The organism is Pseudomonas sp. HAR-UPW-AIA-41 (assembly GCF_002304225.1).
Lineage (GTDB): Bacteria > Pseudomonadota > Gammaproteobacteria > Pseudomonadales > Pseudomonadaceae > Aquipseudomonas.
Genome location: NZ_NSLB01000004.1, coordinates 40,806 through 57,689, shown reverse-complemented (window position 1 = coordinate 57,689; position 16,884 = coordinate 40,806). Strand labels below are relative to the sequence as shown.

The window sequence follows — 16,884 nt, the reverse complement described above, 5'->3', positions numbered from 1 at the left end:
CTACCTGGCTGAACACCCTGTTCATTGCCGAGGAGAGGCGCCATGACCCTGCACCCCGTTGTTCAACCGCTGCTGGCCGGTTTCACCCTGACCCTGCTGCTGGCGGCCTGCAGCGCTCCGGAAAGCCCGCAGGCGCCGGCCGGCAGGAGCCCGGCCGAAACACAGGCCGATCTCGCCAAGATCAAGTCCGAGATGCCCAGCCCGCCGCTGGCCGCCGCACCGGCCAAGCGCATGATGGCGCTGCCGGCCAGTGCCGAGGTGATGGCTTACGCGCCGCAGGCGGACAACAGCCTGCCGGGTTACCGCGATGTGCCGCGCGAGCAGTACCAGACGCTGACGGATAACCCGGTACAACTGGTCAGAGAGCAGCCGGTATCGACCTTCAGCATCGACGTGGACACCGGCAGCTACGCCAACGTGCGGCGCTTTCTCAATGCCGGTCAGCTGCCGCCCAGGGACGCCGTGCGTCTGGAGGAGCTGGTCAACTACTTTCCCTACGATTACCCGAGCCGCGCCGATGGCCGGCCCTTTGCCGTCAGCAGCGAGCTGATGACCACGCCCTGGAACCCGCAGACACGCCTGCTGCGGCTGGCCGTGGCGGCGCAGGAGCAGGGCCTGGCCGTGATGCCGCCAGCCAATCTGGTGTTTCTGGTCGATGTGTCCGGCTCCATGGACCGCCGCGAGGGCCTGCCGATGGTGCAGGCCACCCTGAAGCTGTTGGTCGAGCAACTGCGAGCCGAGGACCGGGTGGCCCTGGTGACCTATGCCGCCGATGCGCGGGTGGTGCTGGCCTCCACACCGGGTAGCGACAAGGTCCGCATCCGCGCGGCGATTGATCAGCTCAGCGCCGGCGGCGGCACGGCCGGCGCTTCGGGCATCCAGCTGGCCTACCAGCAGGCGCGCCAGAGCCTGCAGAAGGACGGCATCAACCGCATCCTGCTGGCCACCGACGGTGACTTCAATGTCGGCATCAGCGACTTTGCCTCGCTCAAGGCCATGGCCGAGCGCGAGCGCCGCAGCGGCGTGTCGCTGACCACCCTGGGCTTTGGCGTGGACAACTACAACGAACAGCTGATGGAGCAGCTGGCCGATGCCGGCGACGGCAATTACGCCTACATCGATACCCTACAGGAGGCGCGCAAGGTGCTGGTAGAGCAGCTGGCCTCGACGCTCTCGGTGGTGGCCCGCGACGTCAAGCTGCAGGTCGAGTTCAACCCGGCGCAGGTCAGCCAGTACCGCCTGCTTGGTTACGAGAATCGTCAGCTCAAGCGCGAGGACTTCAACAATGATCAGGTCGATGCCGGCGAGATCGGCGCGGGTCAGCGCGTCACCGCGCTGTACGAGATAGTCCCGGCCGGCCAGAAGGGCTGGATCGAGCCGCTGCGCTATCAGGCAGCCGAGTCGCCGGCCAGCAACAGCGGTGAACTGGCCTGGCTGCGCCTGCGCTACAAGACCGTCACGGGCGGCCAGAGCCAGATGATCGAGCAGCCGCTCCCGGCTCAGGTGGCGGCGCAACCTTCGGCCGACCTGCGCTTTGCCGCGGCGGTGGCGGCCTTTGCCCAGCAGCTGCGCGGGGAACGTTATACCCAGGGCTTTGGCGCTGACGCGACCCTGGCGCTGGCCCGGGGTGCGCTGGCGGACGATCGCTTTGGTCTGCGCCATGAGTTTGTCCAGCTGGTTGAATTGGCGCAGAGCCTGCACAATCCAGCGCTTTCCACCCAGGATGCGGTGCAATGATCCCAGAGCCATCCCCGAGCGCCAGCGATGCCGCGCTGTTGCGGCGCTACCGACAGGGCGATGCGGCGGCGTTCGGCGAGCTGTATGCGCGGCATCGCCAGGGCCTGTTTCGTTTTCTGCTCGGCCTCTGCGGCGAGCAGGCATTGGCCGAGGAGGTGTTTCAGGAAACCTGGCTGAGCCTGATCCGCACCGACAGCGATATCCGCCAGCAGGTGCAGTTCAAGACCTGGCTGTACCAGATCGCGCGCAACCGGCTGATCGATCACTGGCGTCGCCAGGGCCGCAAGGCGGCGCTGCACGACAGTTACGACGAGGCTGAGCATGGCCGCGCCGATCCTGCCGCGGGGCCCGAACAGCAGTTGAGCTTCAGCCGCGACCAGCAACGCCTGGCCGCGGCGCTGGCCGATCTGCCGGCCGAACAGCGCGAGGTGTTCCTGTTGCGTGCCCAGGGCGATCTGGAGCTGCATGAGATTGCCGAACTCACCGCGACGGCGCAGGAGACGGTGAAAAGCCGCCTGCGTTATGCCTTGCAGAAACTGCGGCGCTTGCTGGGCGAGCCCGCCACCATCGAGGAGAAGTCGGCATGAGTACGCGTCCGCCTGCGGATCAGCCGCACCTGGCAGAAGAGGCTCTGGAGGCCCAACTGCTCACCCATTTCCGCCAGCACAGCCAGGGCGAACCTTCGGCCGAACTGGATGCCCGCATTCTCGCCGCCGCAACAGCCGAGGCCCGCCGCGCGAAGCCCGCACAGGGCGGCTGGCAGAACTGGCTGCAACGCCTGCTGGCGCCCAGCGGCATGGCAGCGCTGGCCGGGGTGGCCTGTGTCGGGCTGGCCGTCAGTCTGACCTGGCGCACCCTGCAGGAGCCTGCCGCGCGAATGCCGCTGGAGGTCAGCCAGCCAATGTCGGCGCCGATTCCTGAAGCTCTGCCTGCAGCGGCATCCGCCCCGGCACCTGTGGCTGAGGAAGCGGCCGCTTTCAGCGACAGCCTGCCGGCGGCCGACAGTGCGCTGCCCGGCAGTTCACAGGCAAACAGTGCGATGGCCAAGCGCGAGGCGCCGGTTGCCGCGCAGCGTTCTGCAGAGCGTACCGCGTCAGCACCGGCTGCTACGGAGCCGGCCAAAAAAAGTCTGTTGCTCCCGGCGGCTCCGCCTGCGCAGATGATGGCGGCGCCTGCCGGTGTGACTAGCGAAGACTTGGCCAAGGCCAAAGCGCCGGCGCCAAGCCTGGAAGACAGCCTGCGCCAACTGCAGCAACTGCGTGACAGCGGCCAACAGGACGCCGCCGCCGCTTTGCTGGCCGAGCTGCAGCAGCGTTATCCGCAGCGGGATATCGAGGCGGAACTGCTGCGGCTGCCGCGTTAACTGGGTCCGGTCAGGACGGGGGCGGGTGCGATAGCATCTGTCCCCGGAACCATCCTCAAGCGCAAGGAGGCGCGATGTCCCGTTCACCCAGCTCTGAAGCCCCCGCCGAGAGCCTCGGCTATCTGCTGCTGATGCTCGTCTGGCAACTGCTGGTGTTGCTGGTGCCGATCTTCATCGTGGCGATACTGCCGCTGGCCTGGGGCCTGGCCGGCGAAGTGGCGCTGCTGCTGGTGCAGCTCCTCTGTGTACGCCTCGGCTGGCTCAAGCTCGCCGGCCATCTGTCGCGACTGCTGACGGCCTGTGTGATCGGCACCGGTTTTGCCATCGGCCGCAGTTTTGCCAGTGACTGGGCGCTGCTCGAGGCCATAGTCTGGATCGTCCTGGCGCTGGCCGGAGTAGGGAGTCTGGAGAACCGTCTGGGCCTCAAGCGAGAGGAAACGAGCGAGGAGGGTGACCGCGTGCTGACCAGTGAAACCGATGAACAAGGTGCAGGTCGCACGGGTGGCAGTGCCTGGGGTGGTGAGGAGCCAAACCGCACCCCGGAGGGTGGCATCATCCGCATGCTCGGTGGCGGCGAAATCGCCATGGGCGGCCCGGTGTACGGTGACTACCTATTCCCTGATGGCGTGCTGCTGGAAGGCATCGGCAGCTCCTGCCGGTTTTCCCCGGACGGACGCTATTTCATTGCCACCCTGCCGTCGCGCAGCAGTTGGGGACTGTTGCTGCTCGACCGTCAGGCCCGCCGTGTTTACCGCTGTCAGGCCGATGTGCCTCTGTGGGAGATCGACGACTTCGACGCCACCCATATTCGCGGCCGGCACAGCCCGCTGGTGCACAACGGCGGCGTGCGGCTGAGCCTGCAGCAGATCCTCGATCAGGCCGAGGCGGTCGATCTGGTGCCGATTGCCGACCTGTGGCTGCTGCCAGACTGGCAGGAGAAGATCGAAAAGACGCGCAAACAGTGGCCAGCAGGCCCGGGTGGACAGACGCTGGAAGGTCGCCTGGCCTTGCCGGAAAGCCTGGCTTGCCTTGACGACCCGCTGCGGCCATTGCGCTACCCCGATTACGAACTGTTGCTGGAGGAGCAGGCCACAGGGCTGCTCCTGGATGAGCAGGAACAGCCCTGCTGGCGGGCTGATGGTCAGGCACTGGCCTGTCGCGCCAGGGCTCTGGCACAGCCCGGTGAAGGCACCTCTTACTGGTTGTGGCAGGCTGCCAGTGGCTGGCAGCGCCTTCCCGAGCTGCAGTTGGTTGAGCAGCAGCGCCTGTCCATCTACTTCGGCGCTGTGCAGGCGCTGGAGGAAGGACAGGTATGGGTCGAGGCGGAGCTGGGTTCGCCGTTGCCCAACCGCGGCGAGTATGGCGAGGCGTTAAGTGACTATCTGAGTGCTACCGAGACCAAACGCGGGCATGACGCCTATGGCCGCATCATTCCCGGCGAGACAGCGCTGACCCGTTTCGAGGTAGCGTTGACCACGGATCTGGCCACGCCTGCTGTCCGTTCTCAGGTGATGGCCGATGGCACTCGCTTACAGTTCAGTGAGCATGCCGGACGCGGTCAGGGGCAGGTGGCGTATCGCCTGCAACTGGGCGACTGGACGATTCCAGGCGAGTGGCAGCTGGAACACCGTGTGTCCAACTGTGGCCGTTACGTGGCGCTGTTGCCGGCCTGTGATGGCTCGGCGCTGGCCGAGCAGGTGGTGGTGGCTGACAGCCGTGAGCGGCGCCTGCTGGCCAGCCCGTACCTGCTGGTGGAGCGACTGCGAGACTTTCACGACGGCTGCGTGGAAGTGGTCTGCCTGGCGGGGCTGTGCAGCAGCCAGTTCACCCCCGAGCCGCTGCGCCATTTTGATCAGCCGGCACCGCCGGCCCACTGCGCCGCTGCCTGCTACCGCGAACGTGGCTACGGTGGAGCCTGCCATGAGCTGCGGCGCTTTCGCCTGGGCGGGCAGGGACTTGAGGCAGTACCGGACTGGCGTCTGGCCGAGCAGCCACAGGCGGCCAATGCCGATGGCGATTTCATCCTGCCGGCGCCCCAGGGGTGCGATGCGGCCTGGCTGCGCGGCGCGGAAACCGAATACCCGGACAACTGGCTGCGCGAGCAGTGTGCGCGTCAGCTGGGCTATCTGCTGACCGCGTCGGGATGCGCGCTGTATGGCGTCACCCCGAGCTTTTGCTGGAGCGCCGACGGCCGCTACCTGGCGCTGACCCGTCTGCTGCAGTGGGATTCGCCGGACAACGACGATCCCGACCATGCCCGCCAGTGGCAGCTGTGGCTGTTGGATGTTGAGCAGCGCACGCTGCGCCGGCGCCCTGGCTCACTTGGCCATATGCCGCGTTTCGAGGCCTTTACCGGCGACAGCCTGAGCGTGCGCGTCTTTAGCCAGGACTGGGACGATCCGGCTGACCGTGGCCGGCGTATCCGCCTGAAACTCGACGAGCTGCTGGCCTTGCCGGCCGAGACACTGGAGAAGCGCGGCTGGCGCTGGCATCTGGCAGGTGAACAGCAGCCGCAGGTCCATTGGCAGAGCTTTGACATGCAGGTGCTGCAACCCTGGCGCGGCTGACTGGAGCGCTCGGCGCTTGCAGGCTTGCTCTGCGCGGGCGAGCATGTGCGCATGAAACCGATGTCCCGCCTTTTGCCATCGGCCTGTGTGGCCGTTTTTCTGTTCGCTGTGGCTGGTTGCGATGAGCAGCCAGCCAAGCCTGTTTCTGCGCCGGCTGCTGTTAAGGAGTCTGCACCTTCAACGGCCGCACCGGCAGCTCCATCTGCCGCTCCTGCCACTGCTGATCCGGCCGGGGCGCCTGCTTCTGCCGAGACCCAGTCTGCGTCGTCAGAGGCTGCGCCCACCGGCTATTCGGTAATCTCTCCAATCAAGGCAGCGCCGATCAAGCCGGTTCAGCAGCGCTCGTCTACGGTTGAAGCCGGTGAATCTCCGGTCACTCAGGCCAAGGCTCCTGCGCCTGAGGTCAGTAAACCTGCAGCCAGAGTCAGTCCGGCCAGGGCTGCGAGCAAACCAGCGCGGGAGAAGTCGGCGGTGGAGCAGAAACTGCCGCCGATCAAACTGGACCTGAGCCTGCCGCGCGAGCTGGTCGAGGATCTGCATCACGGCGAGCCGCTGCTGGAGGATAAGCCTTTGCTGCCGCCGCTGTTTGTCGAGAAAGAGGCCAAGCCGGCGCCGTTTCAGCTCAGTGGCAAGCTGATCACCAACGAGCATGAGCGCGACAAGAGCGGTGAGAAGCTGGAGCGCGACAACTACTTCGACAAGGTCGATGGCGCGCAGCTGAATTTCGAATTCCGCAACTGAGGTCAGCCCCGCTGAGGGCTGACCTCGCAGGACTCAGAAACGGTGAGTGCCGTTCTGAATCTGCTCGTAGGTGGCGCTGTCCAGTGGGGTGAATGTAGCGCTGCCCGGTAGGCGCACGTAGAGCGGATCGCTGGTCTGTTCCGGGTTGTAGGCGACCTGCTTGAGGTCGGTTTTCTTGTACTTGAAGGTGCCGGTGGTTTCCACTTCTGCCAGCAGGCGGATGAACAGCGGTGCGGCGTAGGCCGGCAGTTCGTGGTCCAGGTAGCGGGCGAGGGCGGAAAAATCCAGCTGCGCACCATGGGCCAGACGCAGTGCGGCCATGCCGCAGCGGCCATTGGTGCCTTCGATCTCGACGCCGTAGACCACCGCGTCCTCGACACCGGCAAAGCCGCCCAGCAGGCTTTCCACCTCGGTGGTGGAGACGTTCTCGCCCTTCCAGCGGAAGGTATCGCCCAGGCGGTCGACGAACTGCGCATGCTTGCAGCCGATGTCGCGCATCAGGTCGCCGGTGTTGAACCAGGCGTCGCCCTTCTTGAATACGTTGCGCAGGATCACCGCCTCGCTCTTGGCCGGGTCGGTGTAGCCGTCGAACGGCCATTTCTTGCTGATCTCGCTGATCAGCAGCCCTGGTTCGCCCTGATCGACCTTCTCCAGAAAGCCCTTGGCATTACGCACCGGGCAGTCGTTCTCCAGGTCGTAGCGGACGATGGCGAAGGTGGCCGGGGTGTAGCCGACGGTATTGTCGAAGTTGAACACGTTGGTGAAGCCGATGTTGCCTTCGCTGGAGGCATAGAACTCGGTGATGTGCTCGATGCCGAAGCGTTGCTTGAACTCGTTCCAGATGGCCGGGCGCAGGCCGTTGCCGATCATGCAGCGCAGGCTGTTGTTCTGCTCTTCCGGGGTCACCGGCTGGTTGAGCAGGTAGCGGCACAGCTCGCCGATGTAGCCGAAGCAGGTGGCGTTGTAGCGCGCCACGTCCTTCCAGAAGGCGCTGGCGGAGAACTTGCGGCGCAGGGCGATGGCGGCGCCGCCGGCCAGGGCCGAGCTCCAGCACACGGTGACGGCGTTGTTGTGGTAGCAGGGCAGGGTCAGGTAGAGCACGTCACTGTTGGTCAGGGTCAGGCCGGAATGGCCGAATCCGCCATAGGCCTTGATCCACTTGCCGTGGCTCATGATCGAGGCCTTGGGCATGCCGGTGGTACCTGAGGTGTAGATGTAGAAGCAGGCATCCTTGAGCTGTACCCGGCGGCTGTCCGGCAGGTTGTCGTCACTCTGTGCCACGCAGCTGCTGGCCAGATTGACCCAGCCTTCCGGCTCCTGACCGGCATCCTGCAGGGTGTCGCGGTCGGCCAGCCAGTAGCACGGACGGTCAGCCCGCTCGACCTCGCCACGCACTTCGCCGAAGGCCTCGACCAGTTCTTCGCCGATGACGAAGAACGACGGCTTGACCAGATTCAGGCTGTGACACAGCACCTTGCCTCGCTGGCTGGTGTTGAGCAGAGCGCCGATGGCACCCAGTTTGGCCAGTGCCGCCAGCACGGCCATCAGTTCCAGGCGGTTCTCCAGCATCACCGCGACCACGTCGCCGTGGCGCACGCCGTCGCCCTTGAATGTCCAGGCCAGGCGGTTGGCCCAGGCGTTGAACTGGCGATAGCTCAGGCGGCGGGTTTCATCCATCAACGCGGGGCTGTCCGGGAACAGGCGGGTGGCGCGCTCCAGAGCCCAGCCCAGCGAGAGCTGGCGCTCACGGTTGCGGATGCCGGCGTAGTACAGGCCCTGCAGCATGCGCGGCACGCGCGGCAGGTGCTGGGGCAGACGGGCAAGGAAGCGAACGGGGGAAATCAGGTCGGCTTGGGTCATGGCTCACGCGATTGTCGTTGTTATGGGCAAATTGCGCCTGCGGCGACTCTACGGGGAGGCCTGCCGGCGCGGCTATGACTCTGGCGCAGTCTGGTCTGGCACTTGGGCAAATGTCACGCCGTGCGTTATGTTCATACACCGGTTCTGGCGCCAGATACCCTCGAACATGGCTAAGAATTGTCACCTTGCCAGCTTGGCAGTGGCTGCAGTTGTTCTTGCCCGTTCGGACAGCGATGTCAGCGCGCCGCAGCAGGTAATGATCGATCATTGGAGCATGCACAGGGGAGTGACATCGATGGCGAGTGTTGGGTGGTGGCGGTGGTTGCTTCGTGGTGTGCTGCTTTGTCTGCTGTCGTCTGCCGCGCTGGCTGCAGATGAGTCAGATGGTGAGACGGAGGCGCCGGCTGCAGAGCTGAAAGTGGCCAACCGCACGATTCTGGTGTTGCGTGCCACGTTGCTCGGTGAGTCTCCCGAAATCCGGGCCGCACGTGCCCGCGCGGTGATCAATGAAGTACTGGATAGCAGCAGTGAGCTGAAGGTCAGCCTGCAACCGGTTCACGGCAGCATCATTGTGCGCCTGGGCGACCGCCGCGCCTTTATCGTCTCGCCGGGGGACGTCGATCCTGTTCAGTATGAGTCGGTCGAGGCGGCCGCCAATGCAGCGGCCCAGGTGCTGCACCAGGTGGTCAGCGAGAACGAGGAAAGCCGCAACCTGCGTTTCATGCTGCTGGCAGTGGTTTACTCGGTTGTTGCGACTGTTGTGTTCCTGCTTCTGATCCGGCTGATCTATTTCTTGCGCGGCAAGGTGCTCGGAGCGTTGCCTGGCGTGATGCAGCGGCATACCAGAGCACTCAAGCTGGGCAGTACTCAGGTCGTTGATGTCCATCAGCTGTTCCCGGTGGTCTCACGGGTGCTGCACGCGGTGCGCTGGCTGATAGTGCTGTTGTTGACCTATGAGTGGCTCAGCTTTGTGCTGTCGCGCTTTCCCTACACGCGCCCCTGGGGAGAGAGCCTCAACAGCTACCTGGTAGATCTGGCCCGCTACCTGTTTGATGGGATTGTCAGCGCGGTGCCGGGGCTGGGAGTCGCCGTGGCGATTTTCTTCATCGCCCGGGGCCTCAGTGCCTTTGTCCAGCGTCTGCTCAAACGCATGGCTGTGCATGGCGACAACGATGCGTGGTTGAATCAGGAAACCCTGGCTCCCACGCGGCGCCTTTCGGCGCTGGCCGTTTGGCTGTTTGCATTGGCCATGGCCTATCCCTACCTGCCCGGTGCGGGTACCGAGGCATTCAAGGGGCTTTCGGTGTTGCTTGGCCTGATGGTGTCGCTGGGCGCTTCCAGTGTGATTGGTCAGGCTGCTTCCGGGCTGATCCTGACCTACACCCGCACGTTGCGACCGGGAGAGTACGTGCGGATAGGGGAACATGAGGGCACCGTCACTGAAATGGGGATGTTTACCACCCGTATACGTACCGGCTTGGGTGAGGTACTGAGCATTCCTAACTCGATGATTACCGGCAGCGTGACCAAGAATTACTCGCGCAGCGTGAAAGGTCAGGGGTATGTGATCGATACGACGGTGACCATCGGCTACGACACCCCCTGGCGTCAGGTTGAGGCGATGCTCATCGAAGCGGCCCGGCGTACCGAGGGTATTCTGGCCGAGCCAAAGCCGCAGGTTTTCCAGACGGCACTCTCGGACTACTACCCGGAGTACCGACTGGTGGCGCAGGCTGTACCGAGTCAGCCGCGTCCCCGTGCAGCGCTGTTGTCGGCGTTGCATGCCCATATTCAGGATGTCTTCAACGAGTACGGCGTACAGATCATGTCGCCGCACTACATCGCCGACCCGCAGGACGCTAAATGGGTGCCAAAGGAAAACTGGTATGCCGAACCTGCCCGGCGGGAGCCTCCGGGCAATTGAGTGTGTGGGTATGGCTTCTGACCGTAATGCCAGTCAGAAGCCATGGGAAACGAACAGGCCTATATCCCAGACATCCAGGCCGCTAACACCAATACTTTCATAGCCAAGGCTTGCGTCGACTTGCGTGTGGCTGCCCAACAGTGCGCGCAGTCCTCCTCGGAATACGCCCTGCCACTCGGGGTAGATGCTGTTCTTGTCTTGCAGGTAGTTGTAGTAAGTGCCGACCTCTACATAGGGGCGATAGACCTCATTCCCTGCACCAACAAACAGTGTATTGAGTTCGACTGTGGCCAGTGCCTGACCGCTTTCCTGCCTTGAACCTTCGATTTCTGGCTCAAGGTAAAAACTGGCTAGACGTCCTTTGAGGGTAAAGTCCTCGATGTCTTCCTTCTGATAATTGATGCCCAGCTTCGGCCTCACATGGGTTTGTTCCGTGAGCGGGTAATCACCATAGAGGTTGATGTTTCCGCCATAGCTGCTGCTATCGCCGTCACCTTTGAACATCAGCACTTCACGTTCCATGTTGGCTGTGCCGATGGTGGCATTGGCAAATAGGGACCAGGCTGGGGAAAGTTGATAGGCGAGGTAGGGGCCCAGATTGTAGCTAGTGCCATCCGTTGTGATGTTGCCGTCAAAGCTTTCGGTTTGAAGATCGTTGATGTTCAGAAGAACACCAATGGCCAGGTCGGCGTTGATTCGCCTGTCCACGCCCATGCCAAGGCTATGGGTTTTTTCTTCCACATCACTGAACCCCCGGCGATTGCTGGTATAGATGTAATGCGGGTCAACCCAGACGTTCCACAGGCTCTCATCTGGCAGATCTCGCCCCGGCGTTAGTGGGGCTTGTGTGAGAGCCAGGCGCAGTGCGGGGCAGCGCTCAAGTGTTTCAGGCGTGTACTGGCCTGCGGCATCGCGCTCAGCGGATGGGCACAATGACGCTACTTCTGTTTGCGTCAGCGCCGGGGAGCCATTGAGCTCAGGTAGATAAGACTCCTGCGGCTGATCAGGATCAATCGGTCGGCTTACCACTGGGCGGTCTGGTAGGGCAGGTCTGGTCACAACTGGCCTGTCGGGAAGCGAGGGCCGGACAGCAATGGGGCGGTCGGGTAAGGTTGGCCGTACTGCAACAGGGCGATCAGGCAGCGAGGGGCGCACCACAACCGGTTGGTCTGGTAACTCGGGGCTAACAGGTATTGCAGGTAGATCGGGCTTCTGTGGCGGGCGCCAGGTCGGCGGAATGATCGGATTAACTTGACTGCGTGACGCCACAAAACAATTGGGTTTTGCGGGGTCGCCACTCACGCCCAGTATCTGCAGCTGATGAGTACCATTGACGCCATCCACAACAACCGGCGATACGCTGAGTCGGTATTGCGGGTTGCGGATACTGGTCCACGTATCAATATTGGCGACACCAGGGGCGCTCAGTGCATAGTCACCCAGTGTCTGGGTATTGGATATCCAGACTGACTGGCTGCTGGTTCGTCCCAGGTAGTAAAGGTTGTCTCCGACGAAGTAATCACTGCAATCAGCCCCAGGCTGAGTTCATCCCAAGCAGCGAGAGTGACAACAGCGGCGGAGCCCATTTCAATTGCGACATAAACCAATACTCCCTGTGTGCTGTTTGAGTGACTACCTGCCCTACCGACTCATACCTTCGCGAAGTATTAAAGATTCTAGCTTTGCCCAGAGTCTTGCCTTTTACTGATGCACTACAAGGATTGCTCATGCCGTTACAGATTCAACTGGGCGACAGCCTCCAGCAGGATGAAGTTGTCGCTCTCTACCGTGCCAATGACTGGTCTTCGGCCGACAAGCCCGAGCAGTTGCTGGCTGCCCTGCGCAACTCCCACAGCCTGGTGACGGCGCGTCTGGATGGCCGTCTGGTCGGGCTTGGTAATGCCATTTCCGATGGCCATCTGGTGGTCTATTACCCGCACTTGCTGGTGCATCCGGAGTTTCAGGGGCAGGGTATCGGCAGGCAGATGATGGACGCGTTGCAACAGCGCTATGCCGGGCTGCACATGCAGATGCTCACCGCCGATGGGCGGGCCATTTCGTTCTATGAAAACCTGGGTTTCAGCCGTGCCGGGCAGACTCAGCCGATGTGGATCTATGCCGGAGGTGAACACTGATGCCCGCGATACCGCGTTACCTGATCGGCGTGTTGTTGCTGGTTGTCGGGCTGGCGGCACTGGCTGGTTACGCCGTGCATCAGAGCAACCCCCAAGGCGTTCTGCTGTACACGCCTGCCCCCGGTGAGGCACCGGTGTATGAATCCGGCTGGCGCATCGGCGCGATTCTCGGTTTGACCGGTCAGGGCTTGCTCGCCGGGTTGGCCTTGCTGGTTCTTCAGCTGCTGGCCCTGGGACGCCCGGAACAGCGACAGGTGGCCTGGTTCCAGCCCGTGCAGTTGGCCGCGCTGACGGTGGTGGCGGTGGCTGGCGTTGGCACCTTGCTGGTGATGCTCGGAGGGTAAAGAACAGGTGCAGGGCGCTCCGGCAGCCTGGACCTTTTGGCTGTGACGAATCCCTGAGGGGTGGCGATGAATTTGAATCAGGTTACGGTGGCCGTCACGGATGTGCCGCGTGCTATCGCGTTTTACCAGTGTTTGGGGTTGAAGCTGATCGTCGAGAACCTGCCGGACTATGCGCGTTTTGTCTGCCCGGACGGACAGGCGAGCTTTTCGCTCAGCCGCGAGGCGCAGGTCGTGCCGGGCTCGACGCTGGTCTATTTCGAGTGCGGGGAACTGGATGCCGAGGTGGTCCGGCTGCAGGCCGAGGGCCTGTCGTTCGAACAGCTGCCACAGGATCAGCCCTGGCTGTGGCGCGAAGCCTACCTGCGTGATCCCGATGGCAACCGCATCTGCCTCTACCGCGCCGGCGAGAATCGTCTGAACCCGCCGTGGCGCCTGCCTGACTGAGTGAAGGCGCGGAAGTGGCTCCGCGCCTTGGGATCACTGGCGTCAGTCGACGAACAGATCGGTCATCAGCTTGCCGGCCGGGTCATAGCGGTACTGTTCGAAGTCCGTCTGACCTTGTTCGCGAAGAATCTCTTCGTCGATCAGCAGGCGACCGCTGATGCTGCGCTCACTGCTACTGAGGATGGCGTAGGCGGCATCGGCCATGATCGCCGGCAGGCGCGCGGCCTTCATCACGGCGGGGCCGCCGGCCTCGAACTCGATGGCGGCGGTGGCGATCACTGTCTTGGGCCACAGCGCGTTGACGCTGATGCCGTATTTCCTGAATTCCTCGTGCATCCCCAGGGTCAGCATGCTCATGCCGTACTTGGTGGTGGTGTAGGGGCCGTAGCTGGCGAACCACTTGGGGTCGAGATTCAGTGGCGGGGAGAGGCTGAGGATATGACCCTGGGTTTTCTTCAGATAGGGCAGCGCCGCCTGGCTGCAAACCATCACCGCGCGGGTGTTGATCTGGAACATCAGGTCGTAGCGCTTGGGCTCCAGGTGCTCCACGCCCTTGAGACGGATGGCGCCGGCGTTGTTGATCAGCGCGTCGATGCCGCCGAAGTGCTCGGCAGCCTGGGCCATGGCCGCTTTCACCGCTTCTTCGTCACGCACGTCCAGCTGCAGGGGCAGGGCCTTCCCGCCGGCGGCGACGATTTCCTCGGCCACCGAGAAGATGGTGCCCGGCAGTTTCGGGTGGGCCTCGGCGCTTTTGGCCGCGACCACGATATTGGCGCCGTCGGCGGCGGCCTTGAGGGCGATCTCGCGGCCGATGCCGCGGCTGGCGCCGGTGATGAACAGGGTCTTGCCGTTAAGTGACATTTGGCCTCCATAAGGGCGCTTGCACAGAAATGGGCAAACCCCGCCCAGAAAACTCTGGTGCGGGGCTTGGTATCAGCCAGTGGCGCGTGGCGATCAGGCTGGGTCGGCCTCGATTTCCACCAGCAACTGGCGGTTCTTGACCTGGTCGCCCTGGCTTACGCCGACCCGGCGTACCACGCCGTCCACGCCGGCTTTGAGCGGGTGTTCCATCTTCATGGCTTCCAGCACCACCATCAGTTGGCCCTTGCTGACGCGGGCGCCTTCCTCGGCCAGCACCTCGACAATGGCGCCGTCCATGGGGGCCTTCACCGCGCCGGAGCTGGCGGCGTTCTGGCCACCGGCCGGTTCGCGGGTCACGTCGGTGAGTTCCAGGTTGCCGAAGTGGCCGAACAGCCACAGGCGGTCGCCGTCGTGGTGATAGGCCTGGCGGCGGCGGATGCCGTCCTGCTCCAGGGTCAGCCAGCGGCCATCGCTGGCCAGCAGGCGCAGTTCAACCTGACTGTCGCCCACGCGGGCGCGCAGCTGTGGCTGGGCGCCGTCGCCGAGTACGTCCAGCTCGACCACGTGCTTGTGCTCGCCCTGCTTGAGGATGAAGCGCCACGGCGCGCTACCGGCACTGCGCCAGCCAGCCAGACCAGACTGGTGGCTGCGGCTGTTGGCCGATTCCTGATAGAGCAGGGCGGCGGCAATCGCCAGCTCGCTGGCTGCCGGCGCCTGCGGGGTCAGGCTTTCGTCGCTGGCAAAGTGCTCGGCGATAAAGGCCGTGGTGGCATTGCCGGCGGCGAATTCGGGGTTGGCCAAGAGGTTGGCGAGGAAACGCTGGTTGCCGTTGACCCCCAGCAGCACGCAGTTCTCAAGGGCACGCACCAGCTTGCGCCGGGCGTCCTCACGGGTGGCGCCGTAGGCGATGACCTTGGCCAGCATCGGGTCGTAGAAAGGCGTGACTTCCTGACCTTCGACCAGACCATGGTCGATGCGGATGCCTTCCAGCAACTCCGGCTCCCAGCGCAGCACGCGACCGGTCTGCGGCAGGAAGTTGTGCGCCGAATCCTCGGCGTACAGGCGCACTTCCATGGCGTGACCGGTGAGGGCGATCTCGTCCTGCGCAAGCGGCAGCGCCTGGCCTTCGGCAACGCGAATCTGCCAGGCCACCAGGTCCTGCCCGGTGATCAGTTCGGTGACCGGGTGCTCCACCTGCAGGCGGGTGTTCATTTCCAGGAAGAAGAACTCGCCGCTGGCATCGAGCAGGAATTCCACCGTGCCGGCGCCGACATAGTTGACCCGCGCGGCGGCCTTGACCGCCGCCTCGCCCATGGCGCGGCGCAGCTCGGGCGTCATCACCGGGCAGGGCGCTTCCTCGACCACTTTCTGGTGGCGGCGCTGCACCGAGCAGTCACGCTCACCGAGGTAAACGATATGGCCGTGCTGGTCGCCGAAGACCTGAATCTCGACGTGACGCGGGCGGATCACCGCACGCTCCAGAATCAGCTCGCCGGAACCGAAGGCGTTCTGCGCTTCCGAGCGGGCGGTGCGGATCTGCTCCTGCAGCTCGCTGGCCTGATGCACCAGGCGCATGCCGCGGCCACCGCCGCCGGCGCTGGCCTTGATCATCAACGGGTAGCCGATGCGCTCGGCTTCACGTACCAGCGTCTCGTCGTCCTGGGCTGCGCCTTCGTAGCCGGGAATGCAGGGTACGCCGGCTTCGAGCATGGCGATCTTCGACAGTCGCTTGCTGCCCATCAGGTGGATGGCCTCCACGGTCGGGCCGATAAAGACGATGCCGGCGGCTTCACAGGCGCGGGCAAAATCGGCGTTCTCGGAGAGGAATCCGTAGCCCGGGTGGATGGCGTCGGCGCCGGTCTTCTGCGCCGCTTTGATGATGTTGTCGATCACCAGATAGGACTGGTTGACCTGCGCCGGGCCGATGCACACGGCCTCGTCGGCTACCTGCACGTGGCGGGCGCCGGCGTCGGCCTCGGAGTACACCGCCACGGTGCGGTAGCCGAGTTCCTTGGCGGTGCGCATGACGCGGCAGGCGATTTCACCGCGGTTGGCGATCAGGATCTTGTGAAAGGCGGGCATGGGGCTGCTCCGTTCGATGTTCTTATTGTGCCCAGCGGGCAGCGCGTTTCTGCACGAAAGCCATGGTGCCCTCGATGCCTTCGGCACCGGTGACGGCGGCGGCGAACTGCTCGGCGGCGCGGTCCAGCAGCGGGCCGAGGGCCTCCTGCTCGGTGGCCAGCAACAGGGCCTTAGTCGCCGCATTGGCGCCCGGCGCACACTGGCGCACCTGGCCGAGTACTTCGCCCAGGCGTTGTTCCAGCGCAGCATCGGAGGCTTCGCAGTAATGCACCAGACCCAGACGCAGGGCCTCGGCGCCGTCGAAGCGGGCCGCGGTCAGCGCCAGCCGGCGTGCCTGGGTCAGACCCACGCGCTTGACCACGAAGGGGGCGATCTGTGCCGGCAGGATGCCGAGGGTGGTTTCCGGCAGGCCGAACTTGCAGGCCTGATCGGCGATGGCGATATCGCTGATGCAGGCCAGACCGAAACCGCCACCGAGCACCGCGCCTTCGAGCAGCGCGATCACCACCTGCGGCGCCTGCTGGAATTCCTCCAGCATGGCGCCGAAGGCACGGTTCAGCTCGCGGTAGGCGTCGCCGCCCCTGGCGCGGGCTCCTGCCATATCCTTGATATCACCGCCGGCACAGAAGTGGCCGCCGGCGCCGCGCAGGACAATGGCGCGTACCTCGGCGTTGGCGCGCACGCTGTCGAGCACCGCGCGCAGCTCACCGACCATGGCCAGGCTCATGGCGTTGCGGCTGTCCGGGCGGTTGAGGGTGACGTGCAGCACGCCACCTTCAAGGTTGAGCAGCAGGGTTTCGCAGTTCGGCAGCTCGGCCATGACGTG

General features: G+C 64.2%; 14 protein-coding genes. 9 read left to right on the top strand and 5 right to left on the bottom strand.

The window, feature by feature from the left end; genetic code table 11:
- The first annotated feature begins 42 nt into the window (after positions 1-42).
- From CK486_RS09500 to CK486_RS09480, 5 genes are all read left to right on the top strand, one after another.
- Entirely contained in the window at positions 43-1,737 is a 1,695-nt protein-coding gene (locus CK486_RS09500) for a VWA domain-containing protein (protein WP_095940065.1), read from the top strand.
- Complete coding sequence (locus CK486_RS09495) at positions 1,734-2,324, top strand: RNA polymerase sigma factor (RefSeq protein ID WP_095940064.1); 591 nt, start codon at positions 1,734-1,736, stop codon at positions 2,322-2,324. Before CK486_RS09500 ends, CK486_RS09495 begins: the two co-directional genes overlap by 4 nt.
- The gene (locus CK486_RS09490) at positions 2,321-3,100 is read left to right on the top strand and encodes a hypothetical protein (protein WP_095940063.1); all 780 of its coding nucleotides are present in this window, start codon (positions 2,321-2,323) and stop codon (positions 3,098-3,100) included. The genes CK486_RS09495 and CK486_RS09490 overlap by 4 nt, the downstream gene beginning before the upstream one ends.
- A 74-nt stretch (positions 3,101-3,174) precedes the next feature.
- Entirely contained in the window at positions 3,175-5,667 is a 2,493-nt protein-coding gene (locus CK486_RS09485) for a hypothetical protein (protein WP_095940062.1), read from the top strand.
- Between the two features lie 471 nt (positions 5,668-6,138).
- Positions 6,139-6,408, top strand: coding sequence for a hypothetical protein (locus CK486_RS09480; protein ID WP_095940061.1), 270 nt, complete (start codon positions 6,139-6,141; stop codon positions 6,406-6,408).
- A 33-nt stretch (positions 6,409-6,441) separates the two neighbouring features.
- Here the strand turns inward: CK486_RS09480 and CK486_RS09475 are convergent, their stop codons facing one another.
- Positions 6,442-8,268: a long-chain-acyl-CoA synthetase gene (locus CK486_RS09475; RefSeq protein ID WP_095940060.1), complete on the bottom strand. Its 1,827-nt coding sequence runs from the start codon at positions 8,266-8,268 to the stop codon at positions 6,442-6,444.
- Positions 8,269-8,563: 295 nt separating this feature from the next.
- On the opposite strand from CK486_RS09475, the gene CK486_RS09470 reads away from it, so the two are divergent.
- On the top strand, positions 8,564-10,192 hold the full coding sequence (locus CK486_RS09470) for a mechanosensitive ion channel family protein (protein WP_095940059.1): 1,629 nt from the start codon (positions 8,564-8,566) through the stop codon (positions 10,190-10,192).
- Between the two features lie 33 nt (positions 10,193-10,225).
- Here CK486_RS09470 and CK486_RS09465 read toward each other — a convergent pair whose 3' ends face one another.
- Positions 10,226-11,251 (bottom strand): autotransporter outer membrane beta-barrel domain-containing protein, encoded by a 1,026-nt coding sequence (locus CK486_RS09465; protein ID WP_176481682.1) that lies wholly within the window; start codon positions 11,249-11,251, stop codon positions 10,226-10,228.
- Between the two features lie 668 nt (positions 11,252-11,919).
- On the opposite strand from CK486_RS09465, the gene CK486_RS09460 reads away from it, so the two are divergent.
- The 3 genes from CK486_RS09460 to CK486_RS09450 all read left to right on the top strand — a co-directional run bounded on the left by CK486_RS09460 (position 11,920) and on the right by CK486_RS09450 (position 13,115).
- On the top strand, positions 11,920-12,327 hold the full coding sequence (locus CK486_RS09460) for a GNAT family N-acetyltransferase (RefSeq protein ID WP_095940057.1): 408 nt from the start codon (positions 11,920-11,922) through the stop codon (positions 12,325-12,327).
- The gene (locus CK486_RS09455) at positions 12,327-12,671 is read left to right on the top strand and encodes a hypothetical protein (protein WP_095940056.1); all 345 of its coding nucleotides are present in this window, start codon (positions 12,327-12,329) and stop codon (positions 12,669-12,671) included. The genes CK486_RS09460 and CK486_RS09455 overlap by 1 nt, the downstream gene beginning before the upstream one ends.
- Positions 12,672-12,737: 66 nt before the next feature.
- Positions 12,738-13,115 (top strand): VOC family protein, encoded by a 378-nt coding sequence (locus CK486_RS09450; RefSeq protein WP_095940055.1) that lies wholly within the window; start codon positions 12,738-12,740, stop codon positions 13,113-13,115.
- A gap of 42 nt (positions 13,116-13,157) precedes the next feature.
- Here the strand turns inward: CK486_RS09450 and CK486_RS09445 are convergent, their stop codons facing one another.
- The 3 genes from CK486_RS09445 to CK486_RS09435 form a co-directional block, all read right to left on the bottom strand.
- Complete coding sequence (locus CK486_RS09445) at positions 13,158-13,976, bottom strand: NAD(P)-dependent oxidoreductase (RefSeq protein WP_095940054.1); 819 nt, start codon at positions 13,974-13,976, stop codon at positions 13,158-13,160.
- Positions 13,977-14,069: 93 nt separating this feature from the next.
- Positions 14,070-16,058 carry an acetyl/propionyl/methylcrotonyl-CoA carboxylase subunit alpha gene (locus tag CK486_RS09440; RefSeq protein WP_095940053.1) on the bottom strand — a complete coding sequence of 663 codons (1,989 nt, stop codon included), beginning with the start codon at positions 16,056-16,058 and terminating at the stop codon, positions 14,070-14,072.
- Positions 16,059-16,080: 22 nt separating this feature from the next.
- Positions 16,081-16,878 (bottom strand): enoyl-CoA hydratase/isomerase family protein, encoded by a 798-nt coding sequence (locus CK486_RS09435; RefSeq protein WP_095940052.1) that lies wholly within the window; start codon positions 16,876-16,878, stop codon positions 16,081-16,083.
- Positions 16,879-16,884 lie beyond the last annotated feature (6 nt).

Bases quoted from the DNA above. Each gene is read 5' to 3' on its own strand.
- CK486_RS09490 (WP_095940063.1), top strand. From the start codon at position 2,321: ATGAGTACGCGTCCGCCTGCGGATCAGCCGCACCTGGCAGAAGAGGCT.
- CK486_RS09475 (WP_095940060.1), bottom strand. From the start codon at position 8,268: ATGACCCAAGCCGACCTGATTTCCCCCGTTCGCTTCCTTGCCCGTCTG.
- CK486_RS09445 (WP_095940054.1), bottom strand. From the start codon at position 13,976: ATGTCACTTAACGGCAAGACCCTGTTCATCACCGGCGCCAGCCGCGGC.
- CK486_RS09500 (WP_095940065.1), top strand. From the start codon at position 43: ATGACCCTGCACCCCGTTGTTCAACCGCTGCTGGCCGGTTTCACCCTG.
- CK486_RS09495 (WP_095940064.1), top strand. From the start codon at position 1,734: ATGATCCCAGAGCCATCCCCGAGCGCCAGCGATGCCGCGCTGTTGCGG.
- CK486_RS09455 (WP_095940056.1), top strand. From the start codon at position 12,327: ATGCCCGCGATACCGCGTTACCTGATCGGCGTGTTGTTGCTGGTTGTC.
- CK486_RS09440 (WP_095940053.1), bottom strand. From the start codon at position 16,058: ATGCCCGCCTTTCACAAGATCCTGATCGCCAACCGCGGTGAAATCGCC.
- CK486_RS09435 (WP_095940052.1), bottom strand. From the start codon at position 16,878: ATGGCCGAGCTGCCGAACTGCGAAACCCTGCTGCTCAACCTTGAAGGT.
- CK486_RS09485 (WP_095940062.1), top strand. From the start codon at position 3,175: ATGTCCCGTTCACCCAGCTCTGAAGCCCCCGCCGAGAGCCTCGGCTAT.
- CK486_RS09450 (WP_095940055.1), top strand. From the start codon at position 12,738: ATGAATTTGAATCAGGTTACGGTGGCCGTCACGGATGTGCCGCGTGCT.
- CK486_RS09460 (WP_095940057.1), top strand. From the start codon at position 11,920: ATGCCGTTACAGATTCAACTGGGCGACAGCCTCCAGCAGGATGAAGTT.
- CK486_RS09470 (WP_095940059.1), top strand. From the start codon at position 8,564: ATGGCGAGTGTTGGGTGGTGGCGGTGGTTGCTTCGTGGTGTGCTGCTT.